The 24,905-nt window shown below is 67.8% G+C and carries 21 protein-coding genes and 1 riboswitch; of the genes, 5 read left to right on the top strand and 16 right to left on the bottom strand.

Annotated elements, in window-relative coordinates:
- Window position 1: 1 nt before the first annotated feature.
- From ILT42_RS04985 to ILT42_RS04955, 7 genes are all read right to left on the bottom strand, one after another.
- Complete coding sequence (locus ILT42_RS04985; protein ID WP_204214209.1) at window positions 2-1,174, bottom strand: di-heme oxidoredictase family protein; 1,173 nt, start codon at window positions 1,172-1,174, stop codon at window positions 2-4.
- Window positions 1,174-2,628 (bottom strand): multicopper oxidase family protein, encoded by a 1,455-nt coding sequence (locus ILT42_RS04980; protein ID WP_204214208.1) that lies wholly within the window; start codon window positions 2,626-2,628, stop codon window positions 1,174-1,176. Before ILT42_RS04980 ends, ILT42_RS04985 begins: the two co-directional genes overlap by 1 nt.
- A 5-nt stretch (window positions 2,629-2,633) precedes the next feature.
- Entirely contained in the window at window positions 2,634-3,914 is a 1,281-nt protein-coding gene (locus tag ILT42_RS04975) for an imelysin family protein (protein ID WP_204214207.1), read from the bottom strand.
- A 240-nt stretch (window positions 3,915-4,154) separates the two neighbouring features.
- Window positions 4,155-5,120 (bottom strand): N-acetylglucosamine kinase, encoded by a 966-nt coding sequence (locus tag ILT42_RS04970; protein WP_204214206.1) that lies wholly within the window; start codon window positions 5,118-5,120, stop codon window positions 4,155-4,157.
- A 1-nt stretch (window position 5,121) separates the two neighbouring features.
- A complete protein-coding gene (locus ILT42_RS04965; RefSeq protein WP_229428474.1) occupies window positions 5,122-6,006 on the bottom strand; it encodes an N-acetylmuramic acid 6-phosphate etherase in 885 nt (294 codons plus the stop codon).
- A 91-nt stretch (window positions 6,007-6,097) separates the two neighbouring features.
- Window positions 6,098-7,123 (bottom strand): serine hydrolase domain-containing protein, encoded by a 1,026-nt coding sequence (locus tag ILT42_RS04960; protein ID WP_204214204.1) that lies wholly within the window; start codon window positions 7,121-7,123, stop codon window positions 6,098-6,100.
- A gap of 14 nt (window positions 7,124-7,137) precedes the next feature.
- Window positions 7,138-8,232 (bottom strand): anhydro-N-acetylmuramic acid kinase, encoded by a 1,095-nt coding sequence (locus tag ILT42_RS04955; RefSeq protein ID WP_204214203.1) that lies wholly within the window; start codon window positions 8,230-8,232, stop codon window positions 7,138-7,140.
- A gap of 138 nt (window positions 8,233-8,370) precedes the next feature.
- On the opposite strand from ILT42_RS04955, the gene ILT42_RS04950 reads away from it, so the two are divergent.
- The 4 genes from ILT42_RS04950 to ILT42_RS04935 are packed head-to-tail and all read left to right on the top strand — an operon-like array spanning window position 8,371 to window position 12,140.
- On the top strand, window positions 8,371-9,876 hold the full coding sequence (locus ILT42_RS04950) for an ABC transporter substrate-binding protein (RefSeq protein ID WP_204214202.1): 1,506 nt from the start codon (window positions 8,371-8,373) through the stop codon (window positions 9,874-9,876).
- Between the two features lie 53 nt (window positions 9,877-9,929).
- The gene (locus tag ILT42_RS04945; RefSeq protein ID WP_204214201.1) at window positions 9,930-10,877 is read left to right on the top strand and encodes an ABC transporter permease; all 948 of its coding nucleotides are present in this window, start codon (window positions 9,930-9,932) and stop codon (window positions 10,875-10,877) included.
- Between the two features lies 1 nt (window position 10,878).
- Window positions 10,879-11,703 carry an ABC transporter permease gene (locus ILT42_RS04940; RefSeq protein WP_204214200.1) on the top strand — a complete coding sequence of 275 codons (825 nt, stop codon included), beginning with the start codon at window positions 10,879-10,881 and terminating at the stop codon, window positions 11,701-11,703.
- Window positions 11,700-12,140 (top strand): GNAT family N-acetyltransferase, encoded by a 441-nt coding sequence (locus ILT42_RS04935; RefSeq protein ID WP_204214199.1) that lies wholly within the window; start codon window positions 11,700-11,702, stop codon window positions 12,138-12,140. Before ILT42_RS04940 ends, ILT42_RS04935 begins: the two co-directional genes overlap by 4 nt.
- A 15-nt stretch (window positions 12,141-12,155) precedes the next feature.
- Here ILT42_RS04935 and nagA read toward each other — a convergent pair whose 3' ends face one another.
- The 9 genes from nagA to thiB form a co-directional block, all read right to left on the bottom strand.
- On the bottom strand, window positions 12,156-13,289 hold the full coding sequence (gene nagA / locus ILT42_RS04930; RefSeq protein WP_204214198.1) for an N-acetylglucosamine-6-phosphate deacetylase: 1,134 nt from the start codon (window positions 13,287-13,289) through the stop codon (window positions 12,156-12,158).
- The gene (locus ILT42_RS04925) at window positions 13,289-14,335 is read right to left on the bottom strand and encodes an SIS domain-containing protein (protein WP_204214197.1); all 1,047 of its coding nucleotides are present in this window, start codon (window positions 14,333-14,335) and stop codon (window positions 13,289-13,291) included. The genes nagA and ILT42_RS04925 overlap by 1 nt, the downstream gene beginning before the upstream one ends.
- Window positions 14,332-15,108: a GntR family transcriptional regulator gene (locus ILT42_RS04920; RefSeq protein ID WP_204214196.1), complete on the bottom strand. Its 777-nt coding sequence runs from the start codon at window positions 15,106-15,108 to the stop codon at window positions 14,332-14,334. Before ILT42_RS04920 ends, ILT42_RS04925 begins: the two co-directional genes overlap by 4 nt.
- Window positions 15,109-15,111: 3 nt before the next feature.
- Entirely contained in the window at window positions 15,112-15,987 is an 876-nt protein-coding gene (locus ILT42_RS04915; protein WP_204214195.1) for a BadF/BadG/BcrA/BcrD ATPase family protein, read from the bottom strand.
- Window positions 15,988-16,220: 233 nt separating this feature from the next.
- Entirely contained in the window at window positions 16,221-18,542 is a 2,322-nt protein-coding gene (locus tag ILT42_RS04910; RefSeq protein ID WP_204214194.1) for a putative bifunctional diguanylate cyclase/phosphodiesterase, read from the bottom strand.
- Window positions 18,543-18,681: 139 nt separating this feature from the next.
- The gene (locus tag ILT42_RS04905; RefSeq protein ID WP_204214193.1) at window positions 18,682-19,782 is read right to left on the bottom strand and encodes an acyl-CoA dehydrogenase family protein; all 1,101 of its coding nucleotides are present in this window, start codon (window positions 19,780-19,782) and stop codon (window positions 18,682-18,684) included.
- Between the two features lie 82 nt (window positions 19,783-19,864).
- Window positions 19,865-20,566: a thiamine ABC transporter ATP-binding protein gene (locus ILT42_RS04900; protein ID WP_204214192.1), complete on the bottom strand. Its 702-nt coding sequence runs from the start codon at window positions 20,564-20,566 to the stop codon at window positions 19,865-19,867.
- A complete protein-coding gene (locus tag ILT42_RS04895) occupies window positions 20,553-22,124 on the bottom strand; it encodes an ABC transporter permease subunit (protein WP_204214191.1) in 1,572 nt (523 codons plus the stop codon). The genes ILT42_RS04900 and ILT42_RS04895 overlap by 14 nt, the downstream gene beginning before the upstream one ends.
- A 122-nt stretch (window positions 22,125-22,246) precedes the next feature.
- Window positions 22,247-23,251, bottom strand: a complete 1,005-nt coding sequence (thiB, locus tag ILT42_RS04890; protein WP_204214190.1) for a thiamine ABC transporter substrate binding subunit — start codon at window positions 23,249-23,251, stop codon at window positions 22,247-22,249.
- 68 nt (window positions 23,252-23,319) lie between these two features.
- Window positions 23,320-23,427: riboswitch (TPP riboswitch) on the bottom strand.
- Between the two features lie 96 nt (window positions 23,428-23,523).
- Here thiB and solA point away from each other — a divergent pair.
- Entirely contained in the window at window positions 23,524-24,747 is a 1,224-nt protein-coding gene (solA, locus tag ILT42_RS04885; protein WP_204214189.1) for an N-methyl-L-tryptophan oxidase, read from the top strand.
- The last annotated feature ends 158 nt before the right edge of the window (window positions 24,748-24,905 follow it).

Genomic DNA, 24,905 nt, shown 5'->3' with positions numbered 1-24,905 from the left:
CTCACAGCGACTTCAGGAAATCGATCAATCGCCGCCGCTCGGCAAGAGCCAAAGTGTCGAAACGGGCACGGGACCCCGCCGCTTCGCCGCCGTGGAGTTTGATCGCGTCTTCGATTGTGGTCGCGCGGCCGTCGTGCAGCAGGCCCGCGCCGTTGGCCAGCGTGCGGGAAAGGCCCCAGAGCGGCGCGGTGCGCCACTCGGTCGAGGCCACGCCGGGCTCCGTCGCGCCACCGTCGAGGGTTGGGCCCATATCGTGCAGGAGCAGGTCGCTGAAGGCTCGCACGGGCCCGCCCGCGCCGGGCAGGGACGGCACGTGGCAGGAGGCGCAGCCCGCCGCCGCGAAAAGGGCGCGTCCCTTGTGATCGACGGCCTCGGGCTCGTCGGGTGGAATCGACGCCAGATAGGCGGCCACGCGAGACACGATCTCGTCCGGGATCTCGGGGCCGCCGTTCTGTCCCCCATGCGGGGCTTGCAGGCACGTCCGCTGGGCTGCGGTGCAATCCCCGGCGGCCTGGAGGCGACCTGGGGTCGAGAGACCGAGATCGAGCAGGAAGGCGGTTTCGACCTGGGCGTTTAGGGTCGCGGCAGAGGCCTTCCAGCCGAAGCGGCCCGCGCGCTTCCTGCCGTCCGGTCCGGCGATCCAGTTCACGCGACCGCTGATCCCCTCGCCCTGCCGTTCCGCTCCCGCCGCGATGACGGCATCCGGGATCGTGTCGAGAAGCCCGAGGCCCCGTAAGGAAGGGGCCAGTAAAGCGCCCGTGCGGGCTCCCTCCGCCAGCGGCCCATAGGCGAGGCCGGAGGCCTCGTAGCGACCGCCGCGCAGCACCGCATGGCCCTCCGGCTCCGTACCGGTGACGGCGGAGGGCTGCATTTGGCGGCCATAGACCGGATCGGGCGCGCCCGCCGCATCGCTGAACCGCAGGGCGATGTTGTCGCTCTCTACCTGGCCCACCGCATCGGTCGCGACGGGCTGACGGGCGAGGTCCTTATGGCAGGCCGCACAGGAGCGGGCGTTGAAGAGCGGCCCGAGGCCCGCATTGGCTTTCGTGGAGGACGGGGCCGGCACCCAGGCGCGGCGGAACAGGGCGCGCCCGATCGCCTCGTCGAGCGCATGGCCCGGCGTGGCGAAAAGGCTCGCGAGAACGACCAGGATAGGGCAGAGCGCGCGTTTCATCACGCGACCCTCAAGTAACCCATCATGCCGTATTCGAGATGCTCCAGCACATGGCAATGGAACATCCAGTCTCCGGGCCGCGCCACGAACGCGATCTCGATGCGTTCTTTCGGCTGCAGCAACAACGTGTCGGCGAAATGGCGCGGGCGCTTGAGGCGCGAGGCCGACAGCACCTCGAAAGTGTGGCCGTGGAGGTGGATCGGATGCGGATGGGGCGTCACGTTCGAGAGTTCGAACACGTACGATTTGCCCGCCTCCAGCATGCCGATGGGGGGCGGAATGTTGCGGTGGTCGCCGGACGGCCAGGATGTCTTGTTGATGGCCCAGAACGCGGAATCGCGCACGCAGAGCGCGTCCATCAGGATCTTGGCCAGCGGATCGTCGGGCGCCAGCAAGGCCGCGGTCTCGGCGATGGAGCCGCTGGCCGCGCTGAAGCTGAAGCTCAGGCGCTCGGCCCTTGCTATATCGACGCGGGGGATGTCGGGGGCGTAGAGAAGGGCGGGGTCGAAGGGCGTTCGTTTTTTCGCATCACCCCTCGCCATGAAGGTGCCGAGCGTCCACGTCTCTGCGCCGAAATAATCGATGACCTTGAAGCTGCGTCCCGCTGCCGGCGCACGCACCAGAAGGTCGAGCCGCATGGCCGGTCCCATGCGCCACGTATCGAGAGTAAACGGCGCGACCGCGTTGCCGTCGACCGCGATCACGAAGGCGTCCGCGTCCTCCACGCCCACCTCGATGATGCGGGTGTTGTCGAGGTTGAGGATGCGTAGCCGAAGATCGCCGTTCGGCCTCACGTCCCGGCTTGCCGCCCCGATGCCGTTGACGGCGCGCACGGTGCCGAAGGTACCGGCCCGGCTCGCGCCCTCCGCCGTTTCCGTGGGCAGCCACGCGCCGTCCGGGGCGAGTCGCCAGTCCTTGTAGGCCAGCACGATGTCGTCGTCGGGCCGCCGTGCCTCGTCGCCCTCGACGATCAGCACGCTCGCCATGCCGCGCCCGGTCTGGCCGCTCTCGTTGCAATGAGGATGAATGAAGAAGGTGCCGGGATCGGGCGGCATCAGCTCGTAGGTGAAGCTCTCGCCGGGCATCACGGGCGGTTGCGTCAGGTAGGGCACGCCGTCCATCGGGTTGTCGAGGCGGATGCCGTGCCAGTGGATCGAGGTGTGCTGGGGCAGTTCGTTGTGGAGCGTCGCGCGGATGCGGTCGCCGAGGTGCACCCGCATCACCGGCAGGAGACCGTCCGAATAGGTCCAGACTGGCGTGTTGGGACCGCTTGATCCCAGCAGACGCGCGGGCCGTTCGCGGGCAGTCAGCGTCCATTCGTGCAGGCGCCCGCCGGAGACCGGCGGGCGTGGCTTTAGAGATGGGGCGGCCTGCCGGGCGAGCAGCCCTGAGCCTCCGGCAGCGGCGAAACCCGCTACTCCGAGGCCCGCCAGGACATCGCGCCGCCGCAGCACGGCTGTCAGCTCTTGCCGACGGCGCTCGGGTTGTCGAGACTGTCCGAACCCTCCAGCTCGATCTTGAGGCCGAGCTTCTTGACGAGGCCCTCGATGGCGCGGGCTTGGGCCACGAGCGCGTCGACGCCCTCCTGCACCACCTTGTTGCCCTCGGTGTTGCCCTCGGCAATCATCTGGTCGTAGGCCTCCTTGCCGGAATCGGCTCGGTCCTTGATGGCCTTCAGCTTCGTGGTGGCGTTGTTCATCGCGGCTTCCACCTTCGCGGCCTCGTCCGGGGCTTTCGCCTTGGCGTACTCGGCCAGGCTCGCGCCCTGCACGACAGCGCCGTCCGTGCGGGTGTACCTGCCGTTATAGATCGCCACCATGCCGGCCTGGTCGTAATAGTGGGAATTGTGCGTGTTGTCCGAGAAGCAATCGTGCTCTTCCTCGGTGTCGTGCAGGATTAGCCCGAGCTTCATGCGCTCGCCCGCCAATTCGCCGTAGGAGAGGCTGCCGAGGCCGGTAAGGATGGTGGCGAGACCGCCGTTCGGGCTCTTCTTCAGCACGTCCGCGCGGGCCTTGCCCTTGGCGTCCCAGGCCTTGGCCATGGCAGCGAGGTCATCCACCATCAGGTCGGTGGCGGCCTTGAGATAGTCGCGGCGGCGGTCGCAATTGCCGCCGGTGCATGTGTCGAGAGAGTAGTCGCTCGCCGGGCGCGTGCCCGCGCCGGGTCCGGTGCCGTTCAGGTCCTGGCCCCAGAGCAGGAACTCGACCGCGTGATAGCCGGTCGCCACGTTGGCCTCGACGCCGCCCGCCTCCTGCAGGGTCTCGGCGAGCAGCTTCTTGGTGATCTTGGACGCGTCCACCTGCTTCTTGCCGACGCGGATCCGCGTGTTGGCGATGACGTTCGCCCGGTAGAGCGGGTTGTCGTCGGAGGTGTCGCCGTAGCTCTTGGCGTCGACGTAGTCGATCAGCCCTTCGTCCAGTGGCCAGGCATTCACCTTGCCTTCGAGATCGTCCATGAGCGGATTGCCGAAGCGGTATCCTTCCGTCTGCTGGTAGGGCACGCGGGCCTTGATCCAGGCCATGCGGGCTGCTTTCAGCGTATCGTCCGTGGGGCTTGCCAGGAAGGCGTCGACGGCCTTCTGCAGGTCGCGGGCGGTGGTGACCGCGTCGCCGTACATGGCCTGGGCCACGTTGGCATAGGTCTCGACGATAGCCTTCGGCTGCGGAGCCTGGGCGTGCGCAAGAGGCGCGAAGGCCGTCCCGGCCATCAGTACCGTGAGCGCGGCAAAATATTTTTTCATGAGTGAGCCCCGAAAAAGAGGGAGGGTCAAATGCCGATCAAGATGCGGCCCGGGATCATGCCTATTCTCATCGGAAGGCACGCGCAATAGAATTGCAAATGCTTGGAAGCGTTCTAAACTAAGGCTTTGCGGCCCAAGAGTTGCTTCCCAAGAGCTGCTTCCGTTGGGATCGAAGCAGCTCTCTTGTTGTATCGTGCCGCATTTTGGCGGTGCACCGGATCCACTTCACCGAGAAATGCTCTAATCGACCGTGGCGGCGAGGCGTGCCGCCGTCAGGGCGGCGTCCACGTCGTTGGTCACCACGTCGGTGCCCGGCGGCAATTCGGCCCGGAAGGCTTCGAACACCACCGGGTGAAGCCGCGAGCCGCCGCCCACCAGCGCGACGGGGCGCTGGCCCACGCGCTTGATCAGGCTGTTGGCGAGGCGCGCGAGTTCTTCTCCGGCCTGCCGCAGGATGTCGAGGGAGACGGGATCGCCGGTCTCGGCGGCTTCCGCGACGGCACGGGCCAGGATGCCGATCTTGCCCCGGTCGCCGCCATACACGAAGGCCCGCACCAGGTTCCAATCCGTGCCGCCGAGGCCGCGCGACAGGGTGAGCCCGAGAGGCGAGGACCAGCCCTCGCCGGGGCTCTCCTCTTCCTTGCGCAGCACGGTCTTGAGCGCCTCGCGGGCGACCCAGAAGCCCGACCCGCCGTCGTCGATGAGGTTGCCGCGCCCCCCGACCCGGATCACGCTCTTGTCCGGGGTCAGGTAATAGCCGATGGAGCCCGTGCCGCTATAGACCAGGATGCCCTCGCCCAGCGCGAAGTAGGACAGGTAGGCGATCCACATGTCCTCGGCGACGAAGATGCGTTCGCCCGCGACTCCGAAGGCCTCGGCCAGCATGGAACGCATGAGCGCTTCGGCAGGGGTCTCGCGAGTCAGACCCGTGATGCCCGCCACGATGCTTAAGGGATGTCCCGCCTTGGAGACGGCCTGAGCCATGCCGCCGATGATCTGCTTGGCACGCTCCTCGGCGGCGGCGGAAAAGAGGTGGCCGGACAGGGGTTCCGTCATGCCCTGCGCGATGCAGGCGCCCCCTGGGTCCGCCAATCTCCACCGGGTGGCGGTTCCCCCCGCGTCGATCCCCAGACCCAGCGACATGCCCCAAGCGCCCCGCACGAAAAGAACCAGCGCCGGAGCAGCGAGGCCCGGCGCAGGCTGCACGCTACTTCGATAAGTTGGACAGCGCCACTCTCAGATTGCCCTCGCTGCGGGCGAGCAGCGCGTCGGCTTCCGCCCGGCTCAGGCCGAGAGCCACGAGGGCCGCGATCTTCACGACGCCGTCCGATTGGGACAGAGCGTTGGCGGCCGTCGCCTCGTCGCATCCCGTGATCTGGATCACCATGGCGACGCTGCGGCGGCGCAGCTTCGCGTTGGTGGCGCGCATGTCCACCATCAGGCCGCGATAGACCCGGCCCATGCGGATCATCAGCAGGGTCGAGAACAGGTTGAGGATCACCTTCTGGGCCGTGCCGGCCTTCATGCGGGTGGACCCGGCCAGCACCTCCTCGCCCGTGTCAGCCACGATCGGGTGGGACGCGACGGCCAGGATCCTGGCCTCGCTGTTGTTGGAGACCCCGATGGTCTGGGCGCCGCGCGCCTTGGCTTCCTTGAGGGCTGCGACCGTATAGGGCGTGTTGCCGCTCGCCGCGACGCCGATCACCACGTCGTTGGGCCCGACATCCGCGTTGCGGATGTTCTCCGTGCCCTGCTCGACGGAATCCTCGGCGTTTTCGACCGCGCTCAAGAGCGCGCCGGGGCCGCCCGCCATGAGGTAGACGAGGCGCGCTTCGGGCCAGTTGAAGGTCGGCGGCAACTCGGCCCCATCCTGCACGCCGATGCGGCCCGAGGTTCCGGCGCCCACATAAACGAGACGCCCGCCCCGGCGCAGCCGCTCGGCGGCGGCCTCGGCGGCTTCCGCAATGGCGGGCAGGGCGGAGCGGACCGCCGCCACGGCGGCGAGCTGGCCTTCGAGGAATGCGGACAGGATGTCGAGGCTGGGCCAGGCGTCGAGATCCTGGTAGCGGGCGCTGAAATGTTCTGTGGCCATCATGGGTCTTTCTTGCAGACCAGTATAGGTCCACTTGGACGGTCCGGCAACGGACCCGGAGATCCGCGCGGCGACAATTATGGGGATAGGTTCATGGCCCGAGCGCCCGGTCGGCGAGGGCAATGACCGTATCGCCCGTCAGCCGGCGCAGCGGCATGATCCCGCTCTCCGTGTGGCGAGACGGGTGGACCCGGTTCGTGAGGAGCGACCATGCAAGGCCGCGCTCGAAATCGATCCACAATCCGGTGCCGGTGAAGCCCGTGTGACCGATGGTGACGTCCGAGCAGGCATCCCCGCCGGGCCAGCCGCCGTAGCGCGCTTCCCAGCCCAGCGTGCGCCGCTCGGATTGACGCGTGCGGATGCCCTCGAGGCCGGACGCCGGAAGGGCCGAGCCGTCGAGGATCGCTCCGGCAAAATCGAGCACGCTGTCGATGGTGGCGAACAGGCCCGCATGGCCTGATGCACCGCCAAGCGCAAAGGCGTTCTCGTCATGGACCTCGCCGCGAATGACCCCACCACGCCACGTGCAGCGCTCGGTGGCGGCGCAAAGCGCCGGATCGGGCCGGAACGTGAAGCCGTTCGGCAGGGGCTGGTCGATCAGGGATGTTCCGGTCACGCGCTCGATGGCGATGCCGAGCAGCATGAAGTTGATGTCGGAATAGACCGGCGGCCCTGGATTCCATACCCGCTGCAGGATGAAGGCCCGCAGGGTGTCCGGATCCTGGCCGTAGGTATAGAGCGGCTCGACGCCCGGCAGGTGCGTCTGGTGAGACAGGCATTGCCGGAAGGTGAGCTTCCGCTCCGTCGCATTCATGTCGTATTGGCGTAGGTCCGGGATGACGGCGGCGAGGGGATCGTCCAGCCCGAAGCGCCCGTCGGCCACGAGCTGCAGGATCCGCGTCGTCGTGAAGATCACCTTCGTGAGAGACGCAAGGTCGAACCACGTGTCGCGGCCCAAGGGCTCGCGGGAGGGCTCGCGCTGGGCGAGCCCGTCCAGGCGAACCGCGCGGTCGCCACCGGTGGTGACGAGGCCCAGAACGGCGCCCGGGATCCGGCCGGATTGCACGGCGTCCCGTGCGGGCGCGAAGGCTTCGTCGGCGAGCTTTTCGAGGGGCATGAGCTTGAGATCGTCTAGGCGGCGCGGTTGAGTTCGCCGCCCGGCATGGGACGCGGAACCCCGGTCGTGGTGGGAAGGCTCAACGGCAAGCCCTGAACGGAGCGCGCCGCGAGATACCCGAAGGCCTGCGCTTCGAGAAAATCGCCGTTCCACCCCACCACTTCCACGGGATCCACCGCCACGCCGAGGCGCTCGCGCAGGTTCTCCATGAAATGGGCGTTGCGCCTTCCGCCGCCCGTCACGAGCCAGCGCTTCGGAGCGGTGGGCACATGGCGCAGCGCCGCCACCACCGACTCGATGGTGAAGGCCGCCAGCGTCGCGGCGCCGTTCTCGTCGGACAAGGCCTCGACGCCCCCGGCACGGTCGTGAAAATCCTGCCGGTCGAGGGATTTCGGCGCCGGGCGGGCGAAATACGGATTGGTCATGAAGGCCGCCACGAGGTCCTCGTCCGGCTTCCCCGAGGCCGCGAGCCCGCCATTCTCGTCGAAGGCCAAGCCCCGGCGACGCAGGACGAAATCGTCCAGGAGGGCGCTGGCCGGGCCGGTGTCGAAGGCGATGACCGTGTCGCGGTCGATATAGGTGACGTTGCCGACGCCACCGAGGTTCAGCACCATGAAGGGTTGCGGCAGGCTGCTCGCCAGCGCCCGGTGATAGAGGGGCACGAACGGCGCGCCCTCGCCGCCGGACGCCACGTCCGCGTGGCGGAAGCGGTAGACGGTATCGATGCCGAGCGTCTGGGCCACCCGTTCGCCGAGACCGAGCTGGCGGGTGAATCGCACCTCGGGCCGGTGGTACACCGTTTGCCCATGGAAGCCGACGAGCTGCACATCGCTGGCGGACAGGCCGTTCTCTTCCATGAAGCGCCGGACGGCGCCGATATGGGCGTCCGTCACCTCCCGCTCCAGCTCCTCCAGGGGCTCTGCCTGCGCCCGCTCCGGCGTCGCAATGAGGTCCTGGAGGGTTTTGCGAAGCGCGTCCGGATAGGGGTGGGTGGCGCCGGGACCGGGTCTGACGACCGTGTCGCCGTCCGTCTCGACGATCGAGACGTCGATGCCGTCCATGGACGTGCCGCTGATGACGCCGATGGCTTTGAGGAGGGGGCGGGACATGGGAGACTCCGGAGGCAGCGAGATTGGCGTCAGCATAGCCGACGATGAGACGAATGGTCCAGAGTGGTATGATATTGGACCATGACAGGTCCGAGCCGATCGCCTATAACGTGCGGATGCCACAGAGGGAGAAAAGGCATGGTTAAGGCAACGCTGCGCGGCGGTCTTTGCGCGGGACTCATGATGGCGGCCCTATCGTCGGCGTCCGCCCAGGTTCTGGAGATCGGCATGGATGCCGGTCCGACCGGCCTCGATCCGCACCTGATCACGGCCTTCCCGAGCTTCATGGTAGTGAACGGCAACATCTACGAAGGGCTGACCGCCGTCGACAAGGACCTGAAGGTCGGCCCGGGCCTCGCCGAGTCCTGGACCGTTTCTCCGGACGGCAAGACCTACACGTTCAAGCTCAGGCAGAATGTGAAATTCCACGACGGCGCCGCGATGACGGCCGACGATGTGGTGTCGACCATCCGCCGGGTTCAGAGCAAGGACATGGCGTCCCCGCTCGCCAGCCGCCTGGCTGCGGTGGAGACCGCCACGGCCGTGGACCCCCAAACCGTGGAACTGAAGCTGAAGGAGCCGTCGGCTCCGCTGCTGGCCTCCATCGCCACCATCGCGATCGTGCCGAAATCCGTCGAGACCAACAAGGACGCGCTTCAGAAGGCCCCTGTCGGGACGGGTCCGTTCAAGTTCCAGGAATGGCAGCCCAACGGCTTCATCCTCCTGTCGAAGCATGACGGCTACTGGGGAGCGGGCTCGCCCAAGCTGTCGGGCCTGAAGTTCAACATCGTGCCGGAATCGGCCACCCGCCAAGTGGGCCTCACCAACGGCCAATACGCGCTTCTGCCGAACATCGACGCCGCCACGGCGCTGCAGCTCAAGGGCAAGCCCGGCGTGAAGCTCGGCGAGACCCTGGACCTCGCCTATACGCTCATCGGCCTCAACACCTCCAAGCCGCCCTTCGACAACCCGAAGGTGCGCGAGGCGGTGAATTACGCCATCAACCGCCAGGAAATCGTGGACGCGGCGCTCTTCGGCGCGGGCGTGCCCGGCGGGCCGCTTTCCCCGGCGCTCAAGAACTGGGCCGTCGATGTGGCGCAGTTCGCGTGCTACAAGCCCGATCCGGCCAAGGCCCAGGCGCTGCTGAAGGAAGCCGGCGTCGCCATGCCCGTCGCCGTCACCATGAACGTGCTGCCGCGCCAGGACGTGAAGGACATCGCCCAGGTGGTGCAGGAGCAGCTCAACAAGGCGGGCTTCAAGGTCGAGCTGAAGAACCAGGAGCAGGGCCAGTTCATTCAGGATTGGCGCAACAGCAACTTCGACATGTTCGCGTCCATCAATGCGGGCAGCCCCGATCCGGACGATTACTTCTACCGCACGTTCCGCACGGGCGGATCGACCAACGTGTTCAAGTACTCGGACGCCGAGATCGACAAGCTCCTCGACGGCGCCCGCACCATGCAGGACCAAGCGGCCCGGAAGGCCGCCTATGACGAGGTGCAGAAGAAGCTCGCCTGTTCGGGCCCGGTGGCGCACCTTGCCTACGGCACCCTGTTCTCGGCCATGCGCGACAAGCTGCAGGGCTACGACGTGATGCCGAACCGCTCGCTCGGCACCCTGCGCGGTGCCAGCCTGACGCCCTGATACCCCTCCCGGCGCCGCCCCGGCGGCGCCGTTCCATTCAAGAAGCTCGCCCGATGAACCGTGCCCTGCTCACGCGCCTGTTCGATCTCCTGATCGTGCTCTTCGGCGTGTCGATCATCGTCTTCCTCATGATCCGCATGATCCCGGGCGACGCTGTCGCGATCATGCTCGGCGCCAATACGGAGATCACCGCCGAGCGGATGGCCGAACTGAAGAGCCGAGTCGGCCTCGACCGTCCGATCATCGAGCAGTACCTGATCTGGGCCGGGTCGGCGCTTCGGGGCGATCTCGGCACGTCGCTCTGGACCGGACGTCCCGTCGCCACGGAAATCCTCATTCACCTCTGGCCGACCCTGGAGCTGACATTCCTGGCGCTGCTGTTCGGCGCGGGGTTGGCCGTGCCGGTCGGCTGCCTCATGGCGCAGCTGCGCGGCGGCGCCGCCGACGTGGCCATGCGGGTGGGCGCGATTGCGGGCCTCACGATCCCATCCTTCTGGCTCGGCATCGTGCTCATCGTCGTCCTGGCGCAAGTGGCGCCCGGCTTCGCCTCGTTGGGCTACGTTCCTTTCTCGGAAGATCCGGTCGGCAACCTGCAGCGCATGCTCCTGCCATCCTTCGCGCTGGCCTTGCCGATCCTGGCGAACCTCTCCCGTCTCGTGCGCTCCGCCATGCTCGACGCGCTGGGGCAGGATTACATCCGCACCGCGCGGGCCAAGGGCGTGAGCGAGCGTCGCGTCGTCTACAAGCACGCGCTTCGCAACGCCCTCATCCCCTTCATCACCAGCGTGGGCATCATGACAGGCTACCTGCTCGGCGGCGCCATCGTGGTCGAGCAGGTGTTCGCGATCCCAGGGCTGGGGCGCCTCATCCTGGGTGCCATCGCGGAACGTAATTACCCGCTCATTCAATCCACCATCCTGGTCGTGACGGCGGGTTTCGTGCTCGTGAACTTCATCGTGGACGCCCTCTACATCGTCATCGATCCGCGCGTGAGGGCCTGACGTGAGAGCTCTTCACCGCAACAAGCTCCTGGCTTTCGCCGTCGCCTTCGTGGCGCTGCAGATCATCCTGGCTCTCGGGGCGCCGATCATCGCGCCCTACGATCCCATGGCGCAAAGCGTGATTGCCCGCCTGAAGGGGCCGACCGCCGCCCATTGGCTCGGCACGGATCAGCTCGGGCGCGATGTGCTAGCGCGCATCCTCTACGGCTACCGCACGTCGCTCATCGCCTGCCTGCTGTCGGTCGGGGCCGCGTTGGTTCTCGGTGGAGCGCTTGGCCTGCTCGCCGCCTATTATCGCGGCTGGCTCGACCGCATCATCATGCGGGTGATGGATGTGCTTTTCGCCTTCCCGGTCATGCTGCTCGCCATCGGCATCATCGCGGTGCTTGGTCCGCAAACCTACAGCGCTTCTATTGCCATCGCGGTGGTCTACACGCCGATCTTCGCGCGGCTCCTGCGGGGTCCTGCGCTGGTTCTGTGCGAGAGCGAGTACGTGGCGGGCGCCAGGGCCATCGGGGCGTCGGATGCCCGCATCATCTTCCTGCACATCCTGCCGAACCTCGCCTCCGTGATCCTCGTGCAAACGAGCCTGCTGCTCTCCGCCGCCATCCTGGTGGAGGCTTCGCTCTCGTTCCTGGGGCTCGGCACGCAGCCGCCGACACCGTCCCTGGGGCTGATGCTCTCAGAGGGCCGCAACTTTCTCATGCTGTCGCCCTGGAGCGCGCTCTTCGCGGGCTTCGCGATCCTGTTCCTGTCCTTCGGGTTCAATCTCCTGGGCGATGCCTTGCGGGACACCCTCGATCCGCGGCTGCGGGGTCAGCCTTGATCATTCGCAACGCGGAACCCCGCGACGTCGGGGCTCTCTCCCGGATCGCCGAAAGCTCCTACCGGGCGGCCTTCGCGTCCATTCTCGACGAGGACGTGCTGCTGAGCCGGAACGCGGACTACTTCGCGCGCCGGTTCCGAGAGAGCTGGCCCAGCCTGACGGTCGCGTCCGACGAGGGATGGATTCTGGGTTTCTGCCTGCTGACGGACGGCCATGTCGACATGCTGTTCCTGGCCCCGGAGGCGACGGGGCGCGGCGTCGGGGCCCTGCTCCTGAAACACGCGGAAAAAAACGGCGCGAAAAGCCTCGAGTGCTTCCGCGACAACCGCCGCGCCCGTGCCTTCTACGAGCGCGAGGGTTGGACGCTCGCCCGCAGCTACGAGCGGGACTTCGCGGGAAAGCCGCATGCCTTCGTGTTCTACGAGAAACCGCGCTGAGATCGGCTTGCCGATTCAGGCCGCCCGGCCACCGATCCAGGTGCCGTGGACCTGCAGATCGTCATCCAGCAAAACGAGATCGGCGCGGTAGCCGGGCGCGATGCGGCCGAGCTCACGGTCCAGTCCCAGGAAGGCGGCGGGAGTCAGGGACGCCATGCGCAGGGCATCCCGCAGGGGCAGGCCCAAGCGCCCGACGGCGTTGCGCACGGTGCTGGCCATGTCGATGTCGGAACCCGCCAGGGTGCCGTCGGCGGTCGTGAGCCGGCCCTCGGCCCGATAGACCGTGCGGCCCATCAGGTCGAAGCGGGTCATGTCCGAGCCCACCGACGACATGGCGTCCGTGACCAGCATGATGCGGTCCGCACCCTTCGCCGCGATGGCCACCCGCAGGGATGCGTCGTTCACGTGATGTCCGTCCACGATGATGCCGCACCACGCATCCGCCGCGTCGAGAGCGGCCCCGACGGGCCCCGGCTCGCGTCCAGCCATGGGCGGCATGGCGTTGAACAGATGCGTGAATCCGCGCAGTCCGTTGCGGTATGCCTCCATGATCGTGGCATGGTCGCCCGCCGTGTGGCCCGCGCTCACGAGGATTCCGGCGGCCGCGAGCTTCGCCACGGCCTCGATGCCCGTCCATTCGGGCGCCACCGTGACGAGGGTTTTGCCCTGCGTGAGGGACGTCATGATGGCGTGATCCTCGTCCTCGATCCGGCGCATGTGAGCGGGATCGTGGACGCCCTTACGCTCGGGGTTGATGAAGGGGCCCTCGAGATGGATGCCGAGCACGCCCGGCACGCGCTCCCGCAACGCCTCTCCGGCCGCCCGGAAGGCCTCGGCCATGCGCTCGCGGGTATCGGTGATGAAGGTGGGCAGGAACCCGGTCGTGCCGAAGCGGCGATGGGCCTCGCCGATGGCGCGGATGCCCGCGACGCTGCGCTCGTCGTTGAACAGGACGCCGCCGCCGCCGTTCACCTGCGTATCGATGAAGCCGGGCGCGAGCAGGCCCTCGACGTGCTTCGTCTCGATCCCGACGCCGAGGTCCTTCTGGTCCGGAACACCGGCAATGCGCCCGCCGTCAATCACGACGGCACGGCCGTCGATCATGTGATCGCCGTCGAAGACTCTTGCGCCGACGAGAGCGAACGCCATCAGACCGTCTCCGTCACTTTGCGCAGGCGGGGCGGGCTGTCCGGATTGCGGCCGCGAGCGAGCGCAATGGCATTCACGAGGGGATAGAAGCTCTGGATCATGGCGATGGGCGCCAGGTAGGGATGCACGTCCTCCAGGGAGGGCAGCATCGCCGTGGCGGGGCCGTCGGCCGCGCCGGCCACGACGACGGGAACGCCCTGGTCTCGGAGCTTCGACACAAGGTCGGTGACGCCGCCCAGCGTCTCGTCGCGCTGGCTCAGCACGAGTACCGGGAAATGATCGCCCGCGAGCGTCCAGGGGCCGTGCATGAGTTCGGCGGCGCTCATCGCCTCCGCGTGGACCCCGGAGGTCTCCTTCAGCTTGAGAGCCGCTTCCTGAGCGACGGCAAAGCCCACGCCGCGTCCGACCACGAAGAGATTGTCCGACCCCGACAGCAAGGGCAGAGCCGGCGAACAATCGAGATGAGAGGCCCGGGACAGAACATCCGGCAGGCGGTCGAGGGCGTCCAGCAGGGCCCGGTCCTGCGACCAGTGCGCGATGAGCTGGACACCCGCCGCCAGAGCCGCGATGAAGGATTTCGTCGCCGCGACGCTCTTCTCCGGTCCGGCATGAAGCGGCAGGACGATCTCGCAGGTGGAGGCGAGAGGAGAGGTGGTGTCGTTGACGAGGGCGACCGTCAGGGCTCCGTCATCGCGCCCGGCCTGAGCCAGATGCAGGATGTCGGGACTGCGGCCCGACTGCGAGACGGCCAGGAACAGGGCATCGCGCATGCGCGGCCGGGCCGCGTAGACGGAGGTCACCGAGGGTCCGACGGAGGCCGTCACCAGGCCCGAATGAATCTCCAGCAGGTATTTGGCGAACGTCGCGGCGTTGTCGGAACTGCCGCGCGCGCACGTCACCGCGAATGGAGGCGGGGATGCGCGCAGCCGCTTGCCCAGATCGGCGCAGAGTTTTCCGTTGGCGCCGAGCAGGCGCGCCACGACCTCGGGCGCTTCCCGGGCCTCTCGCAGCATGGCGGTGGTGGCATTCGTGTCGGGGTGGTTCATGGCGTGTCCGTTTGCGGCTGGCCGATGGTCAGCTCGGCGACGAAATCGTAGGCGTCGCCGCGATAATAGGAGGAGGTGAACTCGACGGCCTCGCCCGCCGTCGTGAAGGATCGCCGTTCGATGTAGAGCGCTGGGGTGAGCGGCGGGACCTTCAGGAGCTGGGCCTGTTCGTCGCTGAGCAGGACCGCGTGCAGCCTCTGAAGGGCCCGGACCGGCATGTAGCCCCCCTCGTGCAGCACGGCGTACAGCGATTGCTTCACGAGCGAGGGATCGGGCAGATACCGGGTCGGTACCACCGCGTGCTCGATGGCGAGGGGTGTGCCGTCCGCCATGCGCAGGCGGTTGACCCGGCTGACGGTCTCACCGGGAGAAAGCCCCAGCGCCATCAACTCGTCGGTCGAGGCGACGCCGACCGAGCGGCTAAGCAGAACCGCCGAGGATTGCATCCCGCGGGCCGACATGTCGTCGGTGAAGCTCGAGAGGCGCGACAGGGGCTGCTCCAGGCGCATCTGCTGCGCCACGAACGTGCCGGACCCCCAGCGCTGGATCAGCACGCCCTTCTTCACGAGGCCCATGATGGCCTTGCGCACCGTGACGCGGGAAATGCCGAGCTGCTTGGCGAGGTCGCGCTCCCCCGGCAGGGCCGCATCCATCTTCAGGGAGCCGTTGCGCACGGCCTCTTCGATGAAATGCTGGAGCTGGAGATAGAGCGGCGTGGGGTTCGCCTCATCCAGGGTGCCGAACGGCGGAAGGGCAGCGGCTTGATCGGTCATGGGTCACATCCGCTGGTCGGCTTGGCGCGCGAGGAGAATGGCGCCGTCCATCGCGTCCGCGGCAGGCGGCGCGATGGCGTCGCGGACGACCGGCGGCAGCCAGGGCCGCAGGGGTTCCGACAAGCCGCCGAACAGACAGATCGCGGGCGCCCCGAGATCCAGGAGCCGGAGCGCGATGCGGCCGAGCCCCGACGCAGCCTCCTCCATGAGGGCGATGGCGAGGGGATCGCGGCTTCGGGCATGGCTCAGCACGGCCGGCGCGAAGCGCGCGTAGTCGCTGGGGCGCGCCTGCCCGACCCAGTCCACCAGAACCTCGGGGTCGCCCTTGAACTCGGCCCAGACCTCGTTCGACAGGGCCGTGCCCGCGATGCGGCCGTCATGAGCCCAGATCAGGCGGCGCAGCAGGTCCCGGCCGATGGCCGCCCCGCTGCCCTCGTCCGAGATTTCATAGCCCCAGCCTCCCACATAGATGAGGCGGTCCCCCACGAAGCCGTAGCCGCAGGAGCCCGTTCCCACGATCAGGATCGCGCCGTCCCGCCCCCCGAAAGCGCCGAGCCAGGCCGTATGGGCATCGGTCTCGACCTGGAACGACGCAAAGGGGTGCGGCCGAGCCAGGAGACGCTCCACGGCGCTGCTCTGCCCGGCGCCCGCCGCTCCCAGGCCCGCACGAACGCGTTTCAGGTCGATCTCCGAGAGGCCGCCTTCCGCAACGGCCATGCGGGCGGCCGTCAGGATGGACGACCAGACGAGATCCGGATCCAGGCGGATATTCGCCGAACCTCCCACGCCCTCGCCTAAAAGCCGCCCCTCGCCATCGCGCAGGCGCGCACGGCATTTCGTGCCGCCGCCATCGATGCCGAGATACAGGAATTCGCTCATGAAGGATCGTCGGGTTGACTTGGGCGGGATTGCGCTTGTCGGACCGGTACAATGCCACTTAATAGCCACTTCGTGAAGGGCCTTGCCCGGTGCCCGCTCGCACGCAGCGGGCACTCGGTCTCTGCGCCTCTGACGCGAAGTGCCGGGAAGAGGTGGCGGAGAGGCCGGGGACAGGGTCGGTTCCCGGACATACCAGTATAAGGTCACTTGCCGGACGATTCGGTCCCGGATGCTCAGGCCGACGAGGGCGCGGGATCGGGCAGCCGCAGGCGCTCCCGCCCGAGATACTCCACCACCGCCTCGGCCCTGAGCGGGAGCGAGTAGAGGTTGCCCTGGACGAAGGGGCAGCCATGGTCCCGCAGGAAGAGAGCCTGCTCCACGGTCTCGACCCCTTCGGCGATCACGTCCATGCAAAGACTCTTGCCCAGGTCGATCACCGCCACCACGATGGCGGCGCTCTCGCTGTCCCGGTCCACGTCCCGAATGAAGCTCTGGTCGATCTTGATGTCGTCGACCGGAAACTGCTTGAGATGGATGAGGGAGGCGTAGCCGGTGCCGAAATCGTCGAGAGCGATGCGGATGCCGTGTTCGTGGAACTGCTGCAAGGCCGTCATGACGTGGACGGACGCCCGGCCGAGAAAGACCGTTTCGGTGATTTCCACGTCGAGGTAATGCGGCGGAACGCCCGCCGCTTCGAGGATGTCGAGGAAGCGCCTGGAGAGGCCGATCCAACTGAACTGGGACGTGGACAGGTTGACGGCGACGCGCCCGCACTTCACGCCCTGGTCCAGCCAGCGGCGAATGTCGGCCGCGACCTGGCGCACGATGTGCTCGCCCATGAGGGCCGACAGCTCCGGATCGTTGAAGGCGAGGGGGAAGGCGGAGGGCGACAGCAGGCCCTGCTGGGGATGGTCCCACCGCGCCAATGCCTCGAAGCCGATGACCTCTCCGGTCACCAGATTCACCTTCGGCTGGTAGAAGGGAACGATCTGTCCCTCCTGCAGGGCCTCCTGAATGTCCCGCGTCATGGTCGCGCGATGCTCGACGAGGTTGCGCATGTCCGGCGAGAAGAGAACCGCCCGGTTGCGGCCCTGGGCCTTGGCCGAATAGAGGGCGAGGTCCGCGTCCTTCATCAGCTCGGCGGGCTTGCTGTCGTGATCGGGATAGACCGCGATGCCGATGCTGGCGCCGCTTTCGATCGGCTCTCCCTTGAAGACGAAGGGGCGGCGCATCTCGTCCAGGATCCGGTTCGCGAGGGCGCCCGCGTGCTCCATGCGCAGGGGCGGGCCGACGATCACCACGAACTCGTCGCCGCCCAGCCGGGCGACGGTGTCCTCGTCGCGCATCATGCGGCGCAGGCGCTCGGCCATTTCCTGGAGCAGGGCGTCGCCGGCGTCGTGCCCTCTCGTGTCGTTGATGGCCTTGAAGTCGTCGAGGTCGATCAGGAACAGGGTGAGGGTGTTGCCGGTATGGTTCGCGTCCGCCAGGGCGAGCTCGAACCGGCTCTGGAACAGGGCGCGGTTGGGTAGGTCGGTGAGCGGGTCGTGGCTCGCCGCGCGCCAGATCCGCTCCTCGGCGGCCTTGCGGTCCGTGATGTCGATGACGGCGGAAATCACCGCGTCGGCGCCTTCGACCTCGACGAGGGTAGCCGCGACGAGAACGTTGCGGATGGACCCGTCGGCCAGGCGCACCATGGTCTCGAAATCGTTCACCCGGCCCTCGCGCTTGAGGGCCGTGATCAGGTCGACCCGGTCTTCCGGATGAATGTAGATCTCGTCCACGGAGCGAATGCCGAGGACGTCGCGGTTCGCCCCGAAGAACGTCACGGCGGCATCGTTCGTGTCCAGGATTCCGCCATCGGTCTTGACCACCACGAGGGGCAGCGGAACGGTTCTGAACAGGCGCTCGAACATCGCCCGGCTTCGGGTCAGCTCCTCCTTGGCGCGGCGCTCCGCCTGCGTGGCGGCCCATTCCAGGCGCCGCAGGCGGTTGGACCGCGTCACCACCAGGACGAGGGCGAAGTTGAGCACCAGGACCGCGAGGACGAGACCGGTGGCTGTCGCCCGCGTGTCGTCCCCGGACAGGTAGCCCACGAGCATCAGGATGCTGCACCCGGCGCCGGATATGACGGTCCACCGGAACGGATTGGGGACCACGAGGTAATAGATCGACGGCAGCATCACGACGACGAATAGGGCGAGATCGCTGTGGGAGCTGACCAGCGCGCCGACCGCCAGCGCGGTCACCCACTGCCAGACCAGCATCGTGGCCTGGGCCTGGCGGAACGTAGCCACGCGGGAGATGGCCAACCAGCACCCCAGGGACACCGCGACGACCACCGCGCGGGCCGGGAATGCGACGAGAAAGTGCGGCTGGCCGTAGAAACGCCAGTCGCTGATGAAGAAGAGCGTGTTCAGGAGGGCCGAGAGGAGGAACAGAAGGCGGAGGTGGCGAACCGTCTCCGGCATGCGCTCCGCCTGGAAGGCCCTCTCGCGCTCGGAATCGATGAACTCACCGCCGATCGCCGAGAGTCGCTGTGTGGATGGGTCGGTCATTGGGCCTGGGAAGCAGCTTAAGCTTCACTCAACGACATTCCGGGGCGGGATGGCAAGCCGTGCGGCGCGAGAAAACCGCGCGGGCGGACGATCCTCCCCCGGCAACGCTCCATGACGGCCCGGACCCCGGCCTCCTCGGCTAGTGACAGGGTGTGATCGGCGGCGGCAGGTGTGGGGCCAGTACAGGGGGCACCAGGCGATCGCCCACCCATGGCTCCCGGGCCTCCTCGAGCTTTCGGCTGAGCTTCTCGAGGACGGTGTCGGGCTCGCCTGCCGCAGGACCTCCTGCACCGTGGGCGATGGACTGGAGGCAAGATCCGGCCTTGTCCACCGCGAGGCCGGCGAGGTTGGCGCTGCTCGCCGCCCGCCCGGCGGATCCAGGCCCGTCCGCGGACCCGGCGCGCTCCACGAGACGGCGCGCCGTCTCAACCGCCACAGCGGCCTCGCCGAGCCGGGCCAGCCGGTGTGGATCGTGCTCCTGGCCCACGGCTCTCTGGTGCTCGCTCAACTCCTCGAGCACGCTCTCGATCAGGCCCAGATGCACCGCAGCCGATCCTCGGATCGATGCCGACAGGACAGGGTCGAGGCCGTTCGGAGGCAGGATGCCCACCAGATCCCCGGCGGACAGCCTGACATCCGCCAGGCTGATGCGAGCGGCCCCCTCCCGGCGCTCGACGGGCTGGCGGATCAGCCGCCACGGCGAGATCAGCACGATCTCGCCCGATCGGACGCGGGCCGCCGCCAGGGGGCGGTTCACAAGGCTCGATCCCGTGGCGCAGAACCCAGGGCCCTCGACGATGGTGTCGCTCCCCTGACGGGTCGTCACCAGCGTATCGGGGCAATCCTCCAGGTGCCAGAAGCCGAAGAGCTGTCCCGCCCGCACATCCACGGCGAGCTGCTCGGTCTGCTCGCGGGTGCCGTGGGCGCAGATCAGATGGATGACGTTGACGTGGTGATCGTAGAGCCGTCCGAGGGCGAGACTTCCCGAGCCCAGAAGACGCAGGATGGCGCAAAGCCGGCTGCCGGCCTCGGCCGGCAGGCCCAGACCGACGCCGCCCAGGGCCCGGGGCAAGGGAGCGGCCAGCAGGCCGCTGCGGCGCAGGGATCCCACCGCGTCAGCGAGGGTCCTGTCGGAAGGCGAAACGTCGTTTTCGGGGGCGGCGCGACGGGCCGTCGCGTTGGCGGCCGCCAGTAGGCCGTCCGTGCGGCAGGATTGCCTGAGGGATTTGACACCTGCCATCTCCCGCCTCCCTCGTCCCCGGAGACCGCGATGTCACGGCCCAGCTTCCCGAGAGGGAACAACCGCTAAGGCCCGATAAGGTTCAGCCGGTTCCACAAAAAGCGCCAATGCGGGGGTCGTCGTATTGTCGCAGGACCCTCCCCGGCGGGCCGGAGGCGATGACGGACCCATCGGCCACGAAGGCCATCTGGTCCGCGACCTCCATGACGTCCTCGGGCGTATGAATCGTCATCACGACTGTGATGCGCCTGCGGCGGCGCAGGGCGTCCACCAGTCCGATCATGCCCCGGCGCAGGCCCGGGTCGAGGCTGCTGAAAGGCTCGTCCAGGAGGATGAGCGGGCGGTGAGACACGAGGGCCCGCGCCAAGGCCACGCGCTGGCGCTGGCCCCCGGACATCTCGCCCGGCTTGCGCGCCTCGAGCCCGTCCAGCTCGACCGCATCGAGCGCCTCGGCCACGGCGGTCCTCTCGGCGTCCGTGAGGCGCAGGGACGGGCGCAGCCCCAGGGCGACGTTCTGGGCGGCGGTGAGGTGCGGAAACAGGTTGTGGTCCTGGAACACGATGGCCACCGGCCGCCGCGCCGGCGGAAGGGGCAGGAGGCTGCGCCCGTCCAGGGTCAGGGCGCCGCTCTCGGGCTGTTCGAAGCCGGCGATCATATGCAGCAGGGTGGTCTTGCCTCCACCGGACGGACCCACCACGGCGCACAGGGCGCCGGTCTCCACGGCCAGGGTGTACTCCGCCCGGAAATCGGGCCAGGTCAGGCGGCATCGGTCAATCAGCAGCATGGGACAGGCGACCCGACAGGAGGGCGAGGACGAAGGACACCAGGACGATGAGCAGGCCGATGGAGGAGGCTTCCTCCAGCCGGTAGGCTCCCAGTCTTTCGTAGAGCAGATAGGGCAGGGTCTGAAGCTCCGTGCCGCCGAACAGCGCCACGACGCCGAAGTCGCCGAACGACAGCGCCATGGCAAGGGCGAAGGCCGCCCCGAGGGGCCGGGCGAGGATGGGCCAGTCCATGATCTTGAGGCGGTCGAGCCCCCTCAGGCCGAGGGAGGCCGACAGGCGGCCGTATCGCTCGCCCGCGATCATGATCCTCGGTCCGATGAACCGGTAGGCGAAGGGCAGGGCGCCCAGGCCATTGATCAGAGGCAGGAGGATGTATCCCGCCGTGGCAGGGTCGACGAAGGGGCGGATAGCGAGAAACAGGCCCGCCGTCAGGGCGAAGGGCGGGACCGCCAGGAGCGTGTTCGGCAGGGCGTCGTAGAGCGCCGCCAGCCGGGGCATCCTGGCGGCGAGGCGAAAGCGCCGCGCCGCACCGCCGAGCGCCAGGGCCATCAGGCAGGCCATGAGGGCCGCCAGGGCCGCGATGACGATGCTGGTGGCGAAGGCGCGGGCGAAATCCGCGTCCAGCACGGCCGCCACGTGGGCGAGACCGGCCAGCACGCTCAGGAAAGGCGGTGCCAGGAACAGGAGGCCCAAGACGAGCACGAGGCTGTCCCAGGCCAAAAGGCCCCGGTCGGTGCGATCCGGCCGAACCGCGAGCGCCCGAACGGTCTGGGCGGCCGGCGGGCGGGCGATGGCCCAGTTCAGCGCAAGGGTGAGGGCAAGGCACAAAGCCGTCTGGATGAAGGCCAGCCACGCGGCGCGCCCGAAATCGAGATCGATCTTCAGGGCCTCGTAGATCGCGACCTCCAAGGTCGCGCGGGCCGGGCCGCCACCGAGCGCCAACACGATGGCGAAACTTTTGAAGCAGACCAGGAACACGAGCCCTGCCAGGCCCGGCACCTCGCCCCGCAGGGCGGGCCAATCGAGGTGGCGGAGAATCTGGGCGGGCGAGAATCCCAGCGTCTGCGCCAGCCGCCACTGTTCGGCCGGAACCGTATTGAGGGCGTCGAGCATGATCCGCGCCACGAAGGGAGCGTTCAGGAACACATGGGCGATGAGAATGCCCGGATAGCCGAAGATGCTGATCTCGACCGGGATCCCGATCCCGTGCAGGCCGGCGGCGAGCCAGCCCGAGCGGCCGTAGACCGCCAGCACGGCGAAGACCGCCACGATGGTGGGCATCACCATGGTGAGGCCGAGCGCCGACACGACGAGATTGCGCCCCGGAAACCGCCGCCGCGCCAGGGCGAGCGCGAGGGCGGCTCCGAAGACCAGGGAGAGCAGGCTGGAGAGCGCAGCCTGGACCGTGGAGAAGATCAGGACGCGGACGAGGTAGGGCCCGATCGCCAGGAGCGCCGGCTTCTCGCCCCCGGCCAGCACCAGGGTGGCGAAGCCGCCCACCACGAGAGCCAAGATGGCCAGGGCCACGAGGCTCCCGGGATGGGACAGGCTTCGCATGGGGCGTCTAAAGCATCGGACCAAAAAGTGGACTTGCACTTTTTGGATCGGTTCCGATGCTTTCTCTATGAACCAGAGCATCGTTCGCGCGCAAAACCGGGTCCACTTTTGCGTACGATGCTCTAGCGGGAGGTGGCGTTGAGCCATCCGTCCGTGAAGGCGCGGCGGTTCTCCAGCACCTCTTCGGGCGTGAAGATCAGCGCCTTCGAGGGCTGCACCATGTCCTTGAAGATCGCCGGCGTGCCCGAGGCCGGGTTCTTGGCCGGATACATCCAGTTGGTTTCGGGGATCGCCGACTGGAAGGGCTCGGTGAGCACGAAGTCGAGGAAGCTCTTGGCCAGCTCCGGCTGCTTCGTGGTGCGGGTCCGGCCCGCCAGCTCCACATGCAAGTAATGGCCTTCCGAGAAAGCGGCGGCCCGGTAATTGTCCTTTTTCTCGGCCACGACGTGGTACGCGGGCGAGGTGGTGTAGGACATCACCATGTCGGCCTCGCCCTTGAGGAACAGGCCATAAGCCTCCGACCAGCCTTTGGTGAAGGTGACGACGCGCGGCTTGAGCTGCGCCCAGGCCGCGTCGGCCCCGTCGCCGTAGACCTTGCGCATCCACAACAGGAAGCCCAGGCCCGGCGCGCTGGTGCGCGGATCCTGCAGCACGACCTTGGGACCGTTGGGGTTCTCGACCAGTTCCTTCAGGCTCGCGGGCGGGGTCTTGAGCTTGTTGGAATCGTACACGAAGGCGAGATAGCCCCAGTCGAAGGGAATGAAGGTGTCGTCCTCCCACTCGACCGGCACCGCGACACCCTTGGTGTCGACCCCGTGCGGCGCGAAGAGCTTCAGGTTCCGGGCCTCCGCCGCGAGGTTCATGTCGAGGCCCACGACCACATCGGCCTTGGTGCTCTCGCCCTCCAGGCGCAGGCGACCCACGAGGCTTCCGGCATCCTCCGCCGTGACCCATTGCAGGTCGCAGTTGCAGGTCGCCTCGAACCGCTCCTCGATGGTCTTGGCGGGTCCGTATTTTCCCGAGAAGGAACTGTAGGTGTAGACCGTCAGGACGGGCTTCGACTGTGCCAGGGCGGCGCCCGTCGCCAATCCGAGGGACAGGAGGGTGAGACCCAAACGTTTGAACATCAGCGGCGCTCCCATGCGCAGGGCAGGGTGGACCGGCGTCGCAAATCGCACGGCGCGCAGCATTGTGGGCTGAATCGCATGCTCATTCCCTCCGCCGGCATGACCCGGATCAGGTTCGACGGGTCGATGGCCCCATGCCATCTCTCAGCCCTGTGCGGGCCCCCCGTGAGACGGCTTCCCTTCTAGGACAGAACCGGGGACGTAACAAGCAGGATCCGCTCGCCCGGGCGGCCACAAATCCGTATGGTGGCCCCTGCACATGGAGTGAACCGATGGCTGACACACCCTCTTCCTGCGACGTCGCCGTGATCGGCCTGGGCGCCATGGGGGCGGCGGCCCTCTATCAATTGGCGCGCCGGGGCGTGAAGGCCGTCGGCATCGACCGGTTCTCGCCGCCCCACGATCAAGGGTCGACCCATGGCGAGACGCGGATCACCCGGCAGGGCATCGGTGAGGGGGCGCAATATTCGCCGCTCGCGTTGCGGTCCCACGAGGTCTGGCGCGAACTGGAGGCCGAGACGGGGCGCAGCCTTCTCGTCGCCTGCGGCTGCCTGGTGGTCGCCTCCAAGGAATTCGCGCGCCCCACGGGCCTGCGCGCCGATTTCCTGACGCAAACCCGCCAGGCTGCCGAGCGATACGGCATCGCCCACGAGATGCTGAGCGCGGACGAGATCCGCCGCCGCTTCCCGCATTTCGCCCCGCGCGACCACGAGATCGGCTATTTCGAACCCGGCGGCGGCTATGCGCGGCCGGAGGAATGCATCGCGGCGCAGCTCGATGTCGCCGGGAGGATGGGAGCGCGCACGATCCTGGGCACCGTGGTGCGCGAGGTTCGCCCCGAGGGCGGAAGCGTCCGGATCGTCACCGACCGGGGCGAGATTCTCGCCGGACAGGCCATCGTGGCCGCCGGGGCCTGGGCCCCGGGCCTGATGGGCGAGGCCTTCGAGAAGGTGCTCACGCCCATGCGCCAGGTCATGCATTGGTACGCCCTCGACCCTGCTTGGGAGAACGCCTGGGAGAGGGGCCCGGTCTTCATCTGGCAGCACGGCAAGGGCGCAGGCCAGAGCTTCTACGGCTTCCCGTCCATCCCTGGCAGCCACACCATGAAGACCGCCACCGAGCAATATGAGGCGAGCGTCGATCCCGACCGGGTGGAGCGGGCCATTGATCCGGAGGAGCCCCGTCTGATGTACGAGCGCCACGTGGCCGGACGCTTCAACGGCGTGCGGCCGGAATCCGCAAAATCCCTGACCTGCCTTTATACTGTCACGCCCGATTCCGACTTCGTCATCGACCGCCACCCGGATCACGACCGGATCCTGGTCGTGTCGCCCTGTTCCGGACACGGCTTCAAGCATTCCGCCGCCATCGGCGAATCCGCTGCGGAGGTGGTGGCGGAGGGCCGAAGCCGGATCGACCTGTCGGGCTTTGCGATGAAGCGCTTCGATAGCTTGGCTCTGGCCGGCGGCGTCTTCAATCCGGCTATGCAGGCCTGACGACGAACCCTCGGACCGAACCCCTCCCTGAGCCCATTGTCCCAAGGGATCACGGGAATGGAACGACGCGCCTCCCACTTTAGAAAGGTTTCACTTTAGAAAAGATATAAGTTATTGAATTCGTTAATCTTTTATCTTGCTCGTCCTTCGGAAATCCG

This window comes from Microvirga pudoricolor (genome assembly GCF_016892705.1).
GTDB lineage: Bacteria > Pseudomonadota > Alphaproteobacteria > Rhizobiales > Beijerinckiaceae > Microvirga > Microvirga pudoricolor.
This window is presented reverse-complemented; position numbering and strand designations above follow the sequence as displayed.

Coding starts and splice junctions, on each gene's coding strand:
- ILT42_RS04965 (WP_229428474.1), bottom strand. CDS start 6,006: ATGGCCACAGAACATTTCAGCGCCCGCTACCAGGATCTCGACGCCTGG.
- ILT42_RS04955 (WP_204214203.1), bottom strand. CDS start 8,232: ATGTCCCGCCCCCTCCTCAAAGCCATCGGCGTCATCAGCGGCACGTCC.
- nagA (WP_204214198.1), bottom strand. CDS start 13,289: ATGGCGTTCGCTCTCGTCGGCGCAAGAGTCTTCGACGGCGATCACATG.
- ILT42_RS04905 (WP_204214193.1), bottom strand. CDS start 19,782: ATGGCAGGTGTCAAATCCCTCAGGCAATCCTGCCGCACGGACGGCCTA.
- ILT42_RS04960 (WP_204214204.1), bottom strand. CDS start 7,123: ATGCCCCTCGAAAAGCTCGCCGACGAAGCCTTCGCGCCCGCACGGGAC.
- ILT42_RS04915 (WP_204214195.1), bottom strand. CDS start 15,987: ATGAGCGAATTCCTGTATCTCGGCATCGATGGCGGCGGCACGAAATGC.
- ILT42_RS04910 (WP_204214194.1), bottom strand. CDS start 18,542: ATGACCGACCCATCCACACAGCGACTCTCGGCGATCGGCGGTGAGTTC.
- ILT42_RS04895 (WP_204214191.1), bottom strand. CDS start 22,124: ATGCGAAGCCTGTCCCATCCCGGGAGCCTCGTGGCCCTGGCCATCTTG.
- ILT42_RS04920 (WP_204214196.1), bottom strand. CDS start 15,108: ATGACCGATCAAGCCGCTGCCCTTCCGCCGTTCGGCACCCTGGATGAG.
- thiB (WP_204214190.1), bottom strand. CDS start 23,251: ATGTTCAAACGTTTGGGTCTCACCCTCCTGTCCCTCGGATTGGCGACG.
- ILT42_RS04945 (WP_204214201.1), top strand. CDS start 9,930: ATGAACCGTGCCCTGCTCACGCGCCTGTTCGATCTCCTGATCGTGCTC.
- ILT42_RS04975 (WP_204214207.1), bottom strand. CDS start 3,914: ATGAAAAAATATTTTGCCGCGCTCACGGTACTGATGGCCGGGACGGCC.
- ILT42_RS04950 (WP_204214202.1), top strand. CDS start 8,371: ATGGTTAAGGCAACGCTGCGCGGCGGTCTTTGCGCGGGACTCATGATG.
- ILT42_RS04985 (WP_204214209.1), bottom strand. CDS start 1,174: ATGAAACGCGCGCTCTGCCCTATCCTGGTCGTTCTCGCGAGCCTTTTC.
- solA (WP_204214189.1), top strand. CDS start 23,524: ATGGCTGACACACCCTCTTCCTGCGACGTCGCCGTGATCGGCCTGGGC.
- ILT42_RS04900 (WP_204214192.1), bottom strand. CDS start 20,566: ATGCTGCTGATTGACCGATGCCGCCTGACCTGGCCCGATTTCCGGGCG.
- ILT42_RS04925 (WP_204214197.1), bottom strand. CDS start 14,335: ATGAACCACCCCGACACGAATGCCACCACCGCCATGCTGCGAGAGGCC.